The organism is Streptomyces camelliae, from assembly GCF_027625935.1.
Taxonomy (GTDB): domain Bacteria; phylum Actinomycetota; class Actinomycetes; order Streptomycetales; family Streptomycetaceae; genus Streptomyces; species Streptomyces camelliae.
Window position 1 is genome coordinate 81033 of sequence record NZ_CP115300.1, and the last position, 13607, is coordinate 94639.

Below are 13607 nucleotides of genomic sequence, written 5' to 3' on the forward strand. Positions count from 1 at the left end.
ACGACTCGTCACTGCCCCCAGCAAGTCGCGGTTGAACCTGTCGCCCCGCAGGTCATCAGCCTCGCCCCTGCAAGATCTAATGAGACGGGACAGCTGCTCAGCGCCTCGTCTCGTACCTGGTCAGGACCACGCCGCCGGGAAACGTCCGCGTCTCCACCAGGTTCAGGTTCACCCAGCTGTCCAGCGCGGTGAAGAACGGCGTGCCGCCGCCCACCAGGACCGGATGGACGGCGATCACGTACTCGTCGATCAGCCCGGCGCGCATGGCCGCCCCGGCGAGCGTTGCGCCGCCGATGTTCATCGGGCCGCCGTCCTCGGCCTTGAGCCGGGTGATCTCGGCGATCGCGTCGCCGGTGAACAGGCGGGTGTTCCAGTCGACCTTGTCGATCGTCGAGGAGAACACCACCTTCGGCGTGTCCCGCCAGTTCCGCGCGAACTCGATCTCCGCCGGGGTGGCGCCCGGCTGCTGGTCGCCGGTCGGCCAGTAGGAGCTCATCGTCTCCCACAGCTTGCGCCCATACAGCGACAGGCCACTCGCCTGCTCGTGGTCGAGCCACCACTGAAACAGCTCGTCGCTCGGCGGTCCGCTCCAGCCGATGTCGTCGCCGGCCGCGGCGATGTAGCCGTCAACGGTCAGGTTCATGCCGTAGATCAGTTTCCGCATGACCCAGCCTTCCGTCCGTGGGTGTCCGGCGTATAGACCAGCGCGGCGCGGAAAACTCATCGGTGCGCGATCTGGGCTCGAAGGTAGTCCGCGTGCTCGGGGCTCAACGTGGTGCACTCAGCCGACGCGGGCAAGCCGCCTGATCTCGACCTTGCCCTCGCGAGGAAATGCCACGATTTGAGACTGATCATGGGTGACAAGGCCGTGAGACAGCCAAGAACGCCCAGATCACGCAAGATCGACATGTCACGAGCAGCGAGACCCTACACAGCCTACGGACGCCACAGGCGACACGCGAGCGACGTCATTGTCAGTGGCAGCGCCCTGATGGGGCGCGTGACGATGACGAACTCTGCGCTGACCCGCGGTAGCCGCCCCTCTGACAACCCTCTCCCGCATGCGCGCCCATGATCCACGTCATGCACCGCCGGTGGCACTTCACCGTCGACGGCGTCGCGTCATCCACCCACGCCGACGGGCCGGGGCAGGAACGATTGGATGCCACCTTGCCGCTGCGGGTCGGGCCAGTACCAGCCGAACCGGGCCCCGGGCGAGTTGTCCCAGTAACGGCGATACCAGCAAACCCCGGAGTGCTCTAGGTTCCGCGGTTTCGCGAGCACTTCCGCGTGATCATGAGCACCGTTCGAGCATTTCCGCGTGATCATGGGCAGCAGTAACGTTCAGTGTTGCCACTTGTCGAATGTTAGCGATCTTCCGGTTTGCGCTGTGCGTCCCCGTCGGCTTCCATGTTCTGGTCCCCTGGCGAAGGCCGCTGAGAACCACGCCCAAGGGGCAGGAGCTGGTCGACGAGGTTCGTCAGCTGCTCCGACTACTCGACGTACAGCAAGGGCACTGAGCGAGCTCGGGGCCGGCGCGGTGGCCGGCCCGCCGCTGTTGGACACGACGCGCAGGCCGGTGGAGCCCCGGGCGTCCAGGGCTTGGATGAGGACGGCACGGATGCCGCGCGGGCCAAAGTCGCCTACCGGACGCTGCGGCTCCGTCGGGATTGCCGTCACGGCCTGCGCGGCTGAGTGCAGCGCCCTGTCCGCTGCGGTGGAGTCCTTTCGTTCGCGTGTTGTTCGGCGGGAGGTCGTGGTCAGACGAGAGTGCGTGAGTGAACCGGTTCGGCAGCGTTCTTCGGGTGTCGGGCCCGCTGGGTGATCAGTCCGGCGACGACGGCGACGGCGGTGACCAGGAGCGTCAGCAGGAGCGATCGCCGACTTCCGGAGTCGGCCGCCATGCCGGCGATGATCGCCAGGAGTGCCGCGAGGACGAGCAGGCTCAGCCAGGGGTAGGCCCACATGCGGACGGTGAGAGCTTCGGGCCGCTCCCGCATCAGCCGGGCACGCCCGCGCAGGTGGGTGACCGTGATGCACAGGTAGACCACGACGGCGACGGCGCCGGAGGAGTCGAGCAGGAACTGGTAGACGGCCGTGGTGGGCAGGAAGTAGTTGGCCACGACGGTGAGCAGACCGATGCTGGAAGCGGCGAGGACAGCCGGTGCGGGCACGCCGAGCCGGGTGGTGCGGGCGAACAGCGCTGGGGCTTCGCCTCGTTCGGCCAGGGAGTGGAGCATCCGGGAGGAGGAGTAGATACCGGAGTTCAGACAGGACAGGACGGCGGTGAGCACGATGAAGTTCATCGCGGTGCCGGCGAAGGGGACGCCGAGGTGGCTCAGGACGGCGACGTAGGGGCTGTCGGTGACTGCGGTGGAGTTCCAGGGCAGCAGCATCACCACGATGGTGATCGAGCCGATGTAGAAGAGCAGGATGCGCCAGACGACGCTGTTGATGCCGCGCCGCACGGCCTGGGCGGGATCCTTGGCCTCACCAGCGGCGATGGTGACGACTTCGGTGCCGAAGTAGGAGAAGAAGACGACCAGCGATGCCTGGAGCACGGCCAGCCAGCCGTTGGGGGCGAAGCCGCCGTGGCCGAGGAGGTTGGTGGTCCCGGGGGCGCTGGTGTTCGGGAGTGCGCCGAGGACGGCGGCGAGTCCGATGAGCAGGAAGGCGATGATCGCCGCCACCTTGATCATGGCGAACCAGAACTCGAAGGTGCCGAAGGACTCGACGCGGGCGAAGTTGACCGCGATCAACGCGACCATGAGGACGAGGGCGGCCAGCCAGGTGGGTATGGCGGGCAGCATGTGGTGGGCGACGGCCGCACCGGCGATGGCTTCGAATCCGACGGTGATGCACCACTGGTAGGCGTACAGCCATCCCACCGACAGCCCGGCCCAGGGGCCCAGCTCGCGGCCGGCGTAGCTGGAGAAGGAACCGGTCTCCGGCTGGGCGACCGCCATCTCGGCCAGCATGCGCATCACCAGAACGGCCAGGGCGCCGATGGCGGCGTAGGCCACCAGTACGGCAGGTCCGGCCTGGCGGACGGCGCTGCCGCTGCCGACGAAGAGCCCGGCGCCGATGACGCCGCCAATCGCGATCATGGACATCTGCCGGTTGCCCAGCGCACCGCGCAGTCGGGCAGAGGCGTTCGTGTGAGCCGAAGGTTTCACTGGGGCTCCTGACCTTGGGAGGAGGGACGGGAGCAACAGGTTATGCAACTCAAATTGCATGATGTAGTAGCGTTGCAATTAAATTTACGTCACGCGTTCACGGCAGGCGCGCCCGGCCGGAAGCGGTCGGCGCAGCCCAACCGGCAGGAGGTCGGAAGATGGGGACAGAGATCCGTGAGCAGGAACTCGCCGGGCTGCGGTGGCTGGTCGTCTCCGGGGAGCGGACGGAAGTGTTCCGAGCCCTCGGCCAGGCCGCCCGCGCCGATGTCCACGCGGTCCAGGACGCCCTGCCCGAACGCTCCGCGCTGCACGGTTGGGCGGCGACCGAGCGGGGGCGGATCCGGGTCCGCCGAGTGCTCGACGCCACGCACGCCGCGTACGGTCGGCAGCTGGCCGAGCTGCGCGCCCTCGCCGCCGGCGCCGGAGCGGACTTCCACGACCTGCTGCTGGCCAACCTCCGCGGCGACCTCGGGGTCGACGACGGCACCGGCTGCACGGACCTCGGCTGGCGCCGGACGCGTTCCTACGTTGCGCACAACGAGGACGGGGCGCCCGCCCTCGACGGCCGGCTGATGCTGCTCACCCTGCTCGTCGACGGGGACGTGCCGGTGACGGTCCAGTGGTATCCGGGCTTCCTGCCCGCCAACACCTTCACGGCCACCGGCCACGGCCTGGTCTGGGGCATCAACCACATCCAGGCCGCTCGTCCGGCCGACGCCCCGGGACGACACTTCGTCGCCCGCGCCCTGCAGCAGGCTCCGACCCTGGACGCGGCCGTCGACCACCTGCGCGCCCGCCCGAGCGCCGGCGGCTTCGCCTACACGATCGGCGACCGTGCCGAGGGCCGGGTCGTCGTCGTGGAGAGCGCCGCCGGGCGCACCGCCGTGGTGGAGGCCGACCCGGCCCACCACCCCCTGCACTGGCACACCAACCACCTGCGCCACCTGCCCGACCCGGCGGACGCGCCCACCGCCGCCCCGGCCGCGAACGACGGCGCGCGGGCGGCCCGCAGCCTGGGCCAGTTCGAGGAGAGCGTCGCCCGCGGCAAGGCCCTGAGCACTCTGGCCGTCCCTGCCGACGACCCCGGCGCGCAGTGGTTCCTGGACATCCTCACCGCGGCGCCGCTGCCCCACGGGGTACACCGCACGGCCGCAGGCACCGACCCGCTGATGACTCTGTGCTCAGTGGTGGCCGACCTCACCGACGACCGGATCACGGTGTGCGGACCGGCCGGGAAGACCGCCGAGATGGCGCTGTCGGACTTCGCACACGGGCGTGCCGGCGCCGCCACCGGGTGACCCCGTAGCCCCGGTACGGCCGTTTCGAGAGAGAATTCCTCGCATGGCCACAGCATCGCGGCGACCTCCGCAGACCTACGACGAGCTCGTCGCCACCCTCCACAACCCGGCGACGCCGCTGACCCGCTCCCAGCGGCTCCTGGCCGACCGTGTCATGGCCGACCCGGAAGGCGTGGCGTTCATGACCATCTCGGAGCTGGCGTCCGCCGTCGGCGTCAACGAGGCCACCGTGGTGCGCTTCGCCACCAGCCTCGGCCTCGATGGCTACCCCGGGCTGACCAGACTGTGCCGGGAACACCTGCGCGAACAGGTGCACCTGCTGCGCCGCTACGACAACCTGGAGCAGCTGGGGGCCGACGGCGGAAACCTGCTTCAGCAGGCGGCCGCGGTGGAAGGGGCCAACCTCGCCCGTACCTTCGCCCGGATCGACCCCGACACCTGGGAGGCCGCCGTCAAGGCGCTGGCCGAGGCCCCCCGCGTCCACGTCATGGGCCTGCGCAAGTGCCACGCTCCGGCGTATCTGCTCGGCTACCTGCTGCGGATGCTGCGCGAGGACGTGGAAACCGTCACGCTGGGCACGGGCACGCTCACCGACGACCTGCGCCGGGTCCGGGAGGGCGACTGCTTCGTGACCATCGCGATCCGCCGCTACAGCGCGGAGACGGTGCGGGCCGCGGCCTGGGCCCGGGCGCGCGGTGCCCGCTGCGTGGCGCTGACCGACAACCCCTCCTCGCCGCTGGCGTCCTCGGCCGAGCAGGTCTTCTTCGTGGACGCCTCCAGCCCGTCGGTGCTGCGCTCGCTGACCGCGTTCACCGCGCTGGTCCAGGCGCTCGCCACCGGGGTCGCCCAACTGCGCGGGCACCAGGTGCGTTCGACGTTGCTGCAGGAAGAAGAACTGCTGGAGGAGTTCGGCGCCTACGCCCCGGACACGCCCCAGCCGTGAGCCGCCGGGCCGGTGCCGCACGACACCCGTGCGGGCCGCCCGGCGCCCGCAGGCCTCAGCCCCGTGCCGTCAGTGCGGCGAGCGCACCGCGCAGGTGCTCCAGGGAGGCCGCGATCCACGGCAGCCGCAGCGGGTCGCCGCTGCGCAACGCCGCCCAGCGCTCCGCCTCGGACTCCCCGTACAGCAGGCTGGTAGCCACCCTGGCGCGCAGTCCGCCAGCCGCGTCCCCGAACGCCTCACCGGCGAGCACACCGACCCCGTGCTCCTCCAGCAGGGCTGCGGCCAGCCCCGCACCGGTGTCGATGCCCCGGGCGGCGAGGATGGGCCGCACCGGCTCGAAGTCCGGGTAGAGGTAGAAGCCCGCCTCGGGACGGCGGCAGACCGCACCGGCCGCCGTGAACTGCTCGTACACCGCCGCCGCGACCGTCGCATGCAGCCCACGAGCGGCATCGATGTGGTCCAGCACCTCGGGCGGCTCCTGCAGGATGTGCGTGGCGGCGGCCTGCATCGGCGCGGCCAGGCTGGACCACACCTCGCTGGCCACCCCGACAAGCTCGCGCATCAGCCGCTCACCCCAGGGACCCGACGGCACCCGGGCGAATCCGATACGCCAACCGCCCAGAGCCATCGACTTGCTCAACCCGCTGGTGACCACGGTGCGTTCGGGCAGGTAGCCGAGGGCGCTGGGAGCCTTGCCGAAGTGGCACAGCTCGGCGTAGATCTCGTCGCAGACCACTGCCAGACCATGCCGCTCGGCGATCTCGCAGACCGCACGCAGGTGTTCCTCGCGGGCGATCGTCCCCGTGGGATTGTCCGGCACCGTCACCACCAGGACACCGGGGTTCGCCCCGGCCGCGCGCGCGTCGGCCAGCGCCTGCTCCAGCAGCTCCGGATCCGGAACGCCGCCCGCCTCCGCCGGCACCGGCACGCTGATGGTCTTCTTGCCCACCAGCGCTGTCTGGGCCGCGTAGCTGACCCACGCCGGGCACGGCAGCACCACGTCCCCCGGCAGCGCGGCGAGCAGCGCGAACAGCAACGCCTTGCTGCCGGGGGCGAACAGCACTTGCTCGGCTCCGGTCTCCACTCCGCGCCTGCCGAACCACCCGGCAGCGGCCTCGCGGACCTCCCGCGACCCGACGACGGCCCCGTATCCGTTGCGCCCGGCCGCCGCCGACAACACCTGGGCGACCGAATCCGGCACCGGCAGCCCCGCCTCACCGAACCCCAGGTGCAACACCCTCTCCCCCGCCGCCCGGCGAGCCCGCAGTGTCTCGTTGATGGCCAAGGTCGCCGAATGCATGGTCACGGCGCCCCACTCTCCTTACAGGGATCGACACGGGCAGTGCAAGCACGACTGCACAAATAAGAGTACATGCAAATTTATTTGCATCAAGCGCGAGGCCGGGGCCACTCCGGGTTCGCGGAGATCCATCTGATGACGCTGGCGGAGTGCGGAACCCCTGCGCTGCACCGCTTCGCGACCACGCTGCTGGACACGGCTGCTTCCCCACCTAGAAGCCGGCGATCTGGTGCGCGCGCAAGCGGGGATCGAATCGACGTACCTGGCCTTGAAGTTCACCCAGCACGGCGCGGGCCGGGTCGTGCGCTCACACAGCCCGCGCGGCGTGGAGCAGGAGATCGGCGCCTACCTGACGGCATACCAACTGCTGCGGGTTCTCCAGGGCTAGTTGTTCTGTCCGGGGAGGTTGTGGACGGGTGAGCCAGGTCTCGGCTGAGGGATCTTGAACGGGTGAGGGCCTTCCGGGTTCGGTGTGGATTGCGACATCTGCACCGAGCACCGAGAAGGCCCTCTTGCCTCACCGTAATGCACCCCTGACCGAGACCGGTCGCCTGCGTCCGGCCCGCTGCGTCGTCGAGGACGGCTGGACCCTGCGCCGGGCTGCCGAACGTTTCCAGGTCTCCCCGACCACCGCCCAACGCTGGGCCGACCGCTACCGGGCGTTCGGCGAGGCAGGCATGGCCGACCGTTCCAGCCGCCCGCGCACCAGCCCCCGCCAGACCCCGACCCGTACCGAACGGCGCATCATCAAGGTCCGCCTCCTGCGCCGCTGGGGGCCGGCCCGCATCGCGCACCTGCTCCGACTGGTGCCCTCGACGGTGCACCGCGTGCTGACCCGCTACCGACTGGCCCGCCTGACGCATCTGGACCGGGCAACGGGCCGTGTCATACGCCGCTACGAGCGCCAACGGCCCGGCGAACTGGTGCACGTGGACATCAAGAAGCTCGGCAACATCCCCGACGGCGGCGGACACAAGGTGCTGGGCCGGCAGGCCGGCCGCAAAACCCGTTCCGCAAGCGGCTACAGCTACCTCCACACCGCCGTCGACGACCACTCCCGCCTCGCCTACAGCGAGATCCACACCGACGAGAAGAAGGAGACCGCCACCGCGTTCTGGACCCGCGCCCAAACGTTCTTCGCCCAGGCCGGGGTCACCGTCGAACGGGTCCTGACCGACAACGGAGCGTGCTACCGCTCCCGGGACTGGCGCGACGTGCTGGCAGCGGCCGGGATCGCCCACAAGCGAACCCGGCCCTACCGGCCCCAGACGAACGGCAAGGTGGAACGCTTCAACCGCACCCTGCTCGAGGAGTGGGCCTACGCCCGCCCCTACCACTCGGAGACCGAACGACGCGAGGCGTTCCCCGGCTGGCTGCACACCTACAATCACCACCGCGGCCACACCGCGCTGAAAGGGCAACCACCCGCCAGCCGCGTCCCCAACCTCACGGGTCAGTACAGCTAGGCCGTGGCCGAGCGTGACGTCAAACACCGGCGTGTGTCCTTCATCGAGGTCCATTCTCGCGGTCGCCCACTCGATCATCCAGCGCACCGGAGTCGACACCGACCGCGCAGCGCGGGAAGCACATCCGCGACTCACCCGCCCTCGCGGACGCCGACCTGCTGCTGCACCTGACTGAGTGGCCGCAGTTCCCCCCACGTCGACCCGCACCAGCTTGCCTCCCGCGCAGCGAGCCCGAAGGGCATCGACGGCCACGCCACCCTCAGCACCGAGACCTGGCGCGCGGCCGGGTGGACTGTCCGATCGCTGAGCCGTGCCTGACGCACGACGCACCATCCGCGCAACCTCGCTGTCCTTCCGGCGGAAGGCCGAAGACAGGTGTTACGCAGAGCGACCACCCATGGCAGCCCGCTCGGACGTTCTGCTCATGATCCGCACCCACCAGCAGTGCTCACCGCGTACGGAAAACACCATCCTCGCAGCAACCAGTGCTCACGAAGGTGCGGTCCCTAGATGTCGGTAAGCCACGTGAGCAGCTGCCCGACACCCGGTTGTGGGTCATGGCTCGGCTCGCCGCACAGTCCGCCGAAGACCTCGATCTACAGCAGTGGGCGGCGGGCCAGGAGGCCACTCGGGCAGCGTGACCGGGCCGGGGATGTGGGGCGCGAACTGTAGGCGGTGCGCAGCGCATCCGCGTCGAACCTGAACGGGATCCTCAGCAGGCGGACCGGCTTCACCAGGCGAACCACGACATCACGCGGCATGGTCGCCTCCAGTACCCGATGCACCCCGGCCAGCTCGGCGGCACGCTTGCCGACTTCGTGCACCCTGACGTGGTCACGATGGCCGTATCCGCCATTGGCGTCGTAGCTGATAAGCAAGTCCGCGTCTTCCTCGCGCAAGACGGCGGCCAGCCGCTCGGCCGCCTCCTCCGTATCTGCCCGCACGAAGCGTGCCCGATCCGGCGGATCCGGATAGAGCACGGCACCATGGCCGTTGCTCGCATACCCCAGGTGCACGACGCGTGTCACACCCAGCACGGCCGCGCTCGCCCGCAGTTCACTCAGGCGTGGCGCTCCGCCCTCCGGCACGGCATCCATGAGGCCATCCGTGGCGACCACGATCACCACGCGGCAGGCCCCGCAGACGCAGCTCCCGGTCGGCGTGGACCGCGGGCGCCATGCGCCGCCACGCCTCCTCGTCCGTGACCTCCCCGCGTCGGCGGGCGTGCTTCAGCCACACAGCGAGTGTGCCTTGCCGTAACGGGAGGTCTCGTAGTCGTGCAGCCGGTAGCAGACCTCCACCTCGCAACTCCCGGGGCTCTCACGCGGGATGACTGCGGGGTGGCCCAGGAAGTCCTCCATCAACAGCTTCAGGCACTCCACCCGCTGGCGGTGGTGCGGTCACCCGCAGGTCCCAGTCCCACCGCACGATCCGCAGAAACTCAGGATCCAGGGCCTGGATGATCTGCCGGGTCCGCGGGTCCTCGTCCAGCACTGGTGCGGCGGTGACCGTCGCCGGCGCCGTCATCGCACGCCTCGCCCGGACAGCTCCCGCGGCGAAGCAACCCGCTCGACGGCCTCACGCACCCGGCTGCGGTCCGGGATCACATAGGGCGCGACCGATCCGGGATGCTCCTGGCCCAGCAGCATCCGCACCTCGTCCCAACTGCCGTCGGCGTCAGCGACATTGCTGCCGAACGCACGCCGGGCCATGTGCGGCCCGACCTTCCGCTCCAGCTTCGCCCTCTCCGACAGGCGGTCGAACAGCTCTCCCATCGCCGCCGGGGACATCGGCGCGCCCAGCGGGGCGCCGAACAAGTTCACCAGTAGGAAGTCACTGCCCCCTGCTCCGAGCCTCTCCAGACGCTCATCGACATACTGATCGAACGCCTGCACCACGAGGACGTCCAGCGGTTGCACCCACTCCCGTTTCGACTTCGACCACGCCCGGTGGGCGTTCGGCCGACGCCGCACGTGCACGGGCGCACCCTCGTGCGGTTTCGGGGGTCGAACTCCCCCGCGAAGAAAATCGTCGCGGACTTCAGCACCTCGTTGACCTCGCGAAGGCGCTTGTTCTCCGCCCGCAGCCTGCGCAGCTCCTCGCGCTCGTCCGTGCTCACACCCGAGACCTGGCCTGCGTCGATTTCGTGCTGCATCACCCAGCGCCGCACGGACTCCCGGGAGACACCGAGCGATGCGGCGACCTGGACGTGCAGTGCGCGCTCCGAGGAGTACTCCGAGCGGTGCTCTGTCACCAGCCGCACGGCCTGGCTACGAAGGGCTGTGTCAATCTTCTCGGGCACGTGTCCCATCCTCTCTGCTGGCTCACCACTGAGCGGCAAAGAAGTCGGAACGGTTCAGTCACCACCGAATGTGAGACAGGGCCGTCAAATTGACACACCCTGCCGTCGGGCCAGTCGTTGACACGCTTTCGGATGGCGGCCGCCTCGAAGGCAACGGCGTTCACCAGGCCATGCTCGGCAATGCGCTCACCGGCTGGCCAGTCGCCGAGGTAGTGCTGTTGTTCCAGCAAGCCAGGAGTATCTCGTTGTCTGCGGACCGAGGTCTCGGGCGTGACCAGCGCGCTCACGCGGCGACCGCCGGGATGCTGTTGCTGGTGAGGAACTCGGCGATCTCATCGTGCCTCACGATTTGCCGGGCTGAGTCAGGGCGGCTGGGACGGGCGGCTGCAAGTCGGCTCTCGCAGCAGCTGAGTTCGCGCTGCAAGACACGTGCATTCTCCGGGGTCACCGCGACGTACCGGGCCCGTTTCTCGACCTTGCTGCCCGTGACACCGGGGCTGTTCCTCGGATGGCCATGAGGTCATTCGCGCTGGTTCAAGGCTCTCGTCAGCTGGCGGTTGGCCCGGTCTGGACCCGTTCGACCAGGCGGCGCACTGCCTGGACGGGCTCGTACGTGTACGGGGGCGGGTGGCCGGCTGAGCCGTCGCCCCCGGCGTCGGGTCAGTCTTTCTTGCCGGAGGCGAGTTCGCGGCTGCGGGCGCGGGCAGGAGGTCGGCCGACCACCGCGGCCTGCGCAACAGACGGCGGCGGCCATGCAGCCGACAGGGCCGCCTGGTCCCGGTTCACCGGCGGTTCGTCAACCCCCTGAACCACTGCAGGATCTTCGGGTACGAGACCAGCGCCGACCCCGTGTGGTCGACGTTTCCGGCGTTGACGACCGGCGCGTCGACTCCGTTGGCCGCCAGAGCATGCCGGCAGGACAGCGTGTTGGCGAGGGCGACGTCAGTGTCCAGGTTGCCGTCGTAGAGGCGGACGGGGGCGTGCGGAGCCCAGTCGGTGCACACGGCGTCATCGGTGCGCAGGATGCGTGCGAGCACCCCCCTGGGGTGCTTCAGGCGCTCGATGAACCGCGGGGTGAGCAGTTCCTCCGGGGTACCCGGGAGCCCGGCCGCGATCTCCTCGTCGGGGTGGCTGCCGTCGAAGAGGCCGGGCACGGTGTTCGCGTAAGGAGCCCGGAAGGCCTCGGCGGCCGAGCTGTAGAGGGGGTGCAGCCGGTTCCAGGCGGTGATCACATAGGCGAGGTAGAAGGTCGCGGTCCGCGGTGCCAGCCGGCCGTCGAAGGCGGCGGGGATCTCGGCGCCGCTGAGGTCGTACGGTCCGCTCACGGGGGCCAGCGCCGTCAGTCGCAGGCCCGGGACGGCCTCGCGCTGCAGGGCCCGGCCCAGGCCCATCGCGGCGGCAGCACCCTGGGAGAAGCCGGTGACCATGACCTTTCCGTCCGCGATCACCCCCTTCTCGGCCTCGAAGGCGCGTGCGGCCTTCAGCATGTCGACCGAGGCCGTGGTCTCTGAACCGATGTCCATGTAGGGGTGCGGTCCGGTGCCGAGTCCCAGGCCCAGGTAATCCGGGGCGACGGCGGCGAAACCCGCACCGGCGAACATCACCGTCACCGCACGGTCCGCACCGTCGGCGACCGACCCGGCGCCACCCCGGTAGGCGAGGGTGCCATGGGTGTACGAGACGGTACTGAGCCGTCGAGGACCATGGCCGGAAGCGGCACGCGGAAGCGTGACCAAGCCGCTGGCGACGGTCGGCCGACCGGTCGCGGTGATCGTCCGGTAGGTGATGCGGTAGACGTCGACACCGTTCTTCGCGGCGTCCGGGGCCACAAAGCCGATGTCCTTGACGTACGCGGTGGCCTGGGCGACGTCCATGCCCTCCAGTTCGACGGCGGAGACCAGCGTGCCGCGCTGCGGTCCCGCGACGCGCGCCGGCCCGGTGGCCAAGGCCGGGGCCGCGGTGCCGGCCGCGACGGACAGGCAGACCGCGGCGACCAGGGCCGCACGAGCGCGGCTGCGGCGAGGGGACCGGAAGGGGCGGGTGGATTGGGTGGAGACGTCTCGTCGGCTGCTGAGTGGCATCGTCTGATCCGCTCTTTCGGAAAGGGCTGCTGACAGGACATCACTCTTCCGTTCCCGGCTCCTTGAGCCCATGAGGCTGCTCCCCCGACCGGGGTGGGGAGAGCCGGGTGGGGCGAACCCCCCGGGAGGCTGTTGGTCAGGACCGGCCGGCGATGGATCACCCAAGGCGTCGTCAGGGGGCGGGACGGTTGTCCCAGCGGTTGCGGCTCGGGCAAGCGCCGGGATGGGCGTGCGGAGGGCGCCGCATCAGCCCAGCTGTCCGTCGGCCGCATGGTGATGTGGTTGATGTCCACGCCCGCGCCATGAGAACCGGGGCCTCCCCCTGAGTGGTGGACACGCTGATACTGGATCTGCTTGATCCGGAGGAAGCGAGAACACCGCCGATGGCGATGAGGGACCACTCGGACGAGTTCAAGGCCGATGCGGTGGCCCTGTACGAGTCCACGCCCGGGGCGACCTACAAGAGCATCGCCGCTGACCGCGACCAGCACGACTGACAGACAGCGCCCGTCATCAAGTCGACGTAACCGGGTTCAGGCCGCTCGAAGTGCAGCCTCTGGACGGGGCACCGCGGCAGCGGGGTGCTGATCGAGCCGTTGCTGCCGCCTTGGCCTGAGCGGTCTCCGGGGCCGAAGCCGGTGGCGGCCTGGATCGCTGGCAGCAGGCAGGCGTCTTCGACAGGTTGCACCGCATCTTGCTCTCGGAGCTGAATGCGGCCGGCGAACTCGACTGGACCCGCGTGTGCGTGGACGGCTCCCACGTCCGCGCCAAAAAAAAGGGGAGCCGCGACCGGTCCGTCGCCGGTCGACCGGCGGAAGGCTGGCAGCAAACACCATCTGATCTGTGACGGGAAGTGCACTCCGCTCCACGTCATCACGACTGCGGCGAACGTAAACGACATCACGCAGACTCTCGCCTTCGTCGACGGCATCCCGCCGGTGGCCGGGCGTCCGGGCCGGCGCCGTCGACGCCCGAGTCGATCCTGGGCGACAAGGCGTACGACTCCCGGGTAGTCCGCCGTGAACTGCGCACACGCCGGAT

At 69.8% G+C, this 13607-nt stretch carries 12 protein-coding genes and 1 pseudogene; 5 read left to right on the forward strand and 8 right to left on the reverse strand.

The annotated features are described in order from the left end of the window. Nucleotides 1-97: 97 nt before the first annotated feature. Together O1G22_RS00390 and O1G22_RS00395 are read right to left on the reverse strand one after the other, a co-directional pair. Nucleotides 98-664: a dihydrofolate reductase family protein gene (locus O1G22_RS00390; protein WP_270079410.1), complete on the reverse strand. Its 567-nt coding sequence runs from the start codon at nt 662-664 to the stop codon at nt 98-100. A 1096-nt stretch (nt 665-1760) separates the two neighbouring features. After that, a complete protein-coding gene (locus O1G22_RS00395) occupies nt 1761-3176 on the reverse strand; it encodes an amino acid permease (RefSeq protein WP_270079411.1) in 1416 nt (471 codons plus the stop codon). 158 nt (nt 3177-3334) lie between these two features. On the opposite strand from O1G22_RS00395, the gene O1G22_RS00400 reads away from it, so the two are divergent. Together O1G22_RS00400 and O1G22_RS00405 are read left to right on the forward strand one after the other, a co-directional pair. Beyond that, entirely contained in the window at nt 3335-4474 is a 1140-nt protein-coding gene (locus O1G22_RS00400) for a C45 family autoproteolytic acyltransferase/hydrolase (protein ID WP_270079412.1), read from the forward strand. A gap of 43 nt (nt 4475-4517) precedes the next feature. After that, a complete protein-coding gene (locus tag O1G22_RS00405) occupies nt 4518-5417 on the forward strand; it encodes a MurR/RpiR family transcriptional regulator (RefSeq protein ID WP_270079413.1) in 900 nt (299 codons plus the stop codon). 55 nt (nt 5418-5472) lie between these two features. Here O1G22_RS00405 and O1G22_RS00410 read toward each other — a convergent pair whose 3' ends face one another. Next, nucleotides 5473-6717, reverse strand: coding sequence for a pyridoxal phosphate-dependent aminotransferase (locus tag O1G22_RS00410; RefSeq protein WP_333492472.1), 1245 nt, complete (start codon nt 6715-6717; stop codon nt 5473-5475). A gap of 229 nt (nt 6718-6946) precedes the next feature. On the opposite strand from O1G22_RS00410, the gene O1G22_RS00415 reads away from it, so the two are divergent. Together O1G22_RS00415 and O1G22_RS00420 are read left to right on the forward strand one after the other, a co-directional pair. Beyond that, nucleotides 6947-7105 carry a hypothetical protein gene (locus O1G22_RS00415; RefSeq protein WP_270079415.1) on the forward strand — a complete coding sequence of 53 codons (159 nt, stop codon included), beginning with the start codon at nt 6947-6949 and terminating at the stop codon, nt 7103-7105. A gap of 124 nt (nt 7106-7229) precedes the next feature. Then, nucleotides 7230-8183: an IS481 family transposase gene (locus tag O1G22_RS00420; protein ID WP_270079416.1), complete on the forward strand. Its 954-nt coding sequence runs from the start codon at nt 7230-7232 to the stop codon at nt 8181-8183. 596 nt (nt 8184-8779) lie between these two features. On the opposite strand, the gene O1G22_RS00425 is transcribed toward O1G22_RS00420, so the two are convergent. From O1G22_RS00425 to O1G22_RS00440, 5 genes and pseudogenes are all read right to left on the reverse strand, one after another. Next, nucleotides 8780-9310, reverse strand: a complete 531-nt coding sequence (locus tag O1G22_RS00425; RefSeq protein WP_270079417.1) for a PIG-L deacetylase family protein — start codon at nt 9308-9310, stop codon at nt 8780-8782. A 102-nt stretch (nt 9311-9412) separates the two neighbouring features. Further along, on the reverse strand, nt 9413-9565 hold the full coding sequence (locus O1G22_RS00430) for a hypothetical protein (RefSeq protein WP_270079418.1): 153 nt from the start codon (nt 9563-9565) through the stop codon (nt 9413-9415). 141 nt (nt 9566-9706) lie between these two features. Further along, the gene (locus tag O1G22_RS00435) at nt 9707-10162 is read right to left on the reverse strand and encodes a site-specific integrase (protein WP_333492198.1); all 456 of its coding nucleotides are present in this window, start codon (nt 10160-10162) and stop codon (nt 9707-9709) included. A gap of 89 nt (nt 10163-10251) precedes the next feature. After that, nucleotides 10252-10494 (reverse strand): annotated as a pseudogene (locus O1G22_RS44675) (transposase); the annotation flags it as partial. 773 nt (nt 10495-11267) lie between these two features. Then, nucleotides 11268-12566, reverse strand: coding sequence for a lipase family protein (locus O1G22_RS00440; protein WP_270079419.1), 1299 nt, complete (start codon nt 12564-12566; stop codon nt 11268-11270). Between the two features lie 710 nt (nt 12567-13276). On the opposite strand from O1G22_RS00440, the gene O1G22_RS44680 reads away from it, so the two are divergent. Next, nucleotides 13277-13579, forward strand: coding sequence for a transposase (locus O1G22_RS44680; RefSeq protein WP_428986300.1), 303 nt, complete (start codon nt 13277-13279; stop codon nt 13577-13579). Nucleotides 13580-13607: the final 28 nt, after the last annotated feature.

What these genes read in the sequence shown, in the direction of transcription:
- O1G22_RS00390 (WP_270079410.1), bottom strand. Translation starts at nt 664, where the DNA reads ATGCGGAAACTGATCTACGGCATGAACCTGACCGTTGACGGCTACATC.
- O1G22_RS00400 (WP_270079412.1), top strand. Translation starts at nt 3,335, where the DNA reads ATGGGGACAGAGATCCGTGAGCAGGAACTCGCCGGGCTGCGGTGGCTG.
- O1G22_RS00405 (WP_270079413.1), top strand. Translation starts at nt 4,518, where the DNA reads ATGGCCACAGCATCGCGGCGACCTCCGCAGACCTACGACGAGCTCGTC.
- O1G22_RS00410 (WP_333492472.1), bottom strand. Translation starts at nt 6,717, where the DNA reads ATGCATTCGGCGACCTTGGCCATCAACGAGACACTGCGGGCTCGCCGG.
- O1G22_RS00440 (WP_270079419.1), bottom strand. Translation starts at nt 12,566, where the DNA reads ATGCCACTCAGCAGCCGACGAGACGTCTCCACCCAATCCACCCGCCCC.
- O1G22_RS44680 (WP_428986300.1), top strand. Translation starts at nt 13,277, where the DNA reads ATGCGGCCGGCGAACTCGACTGGACCCGCGTGTGCGTGGACGGCTCCC.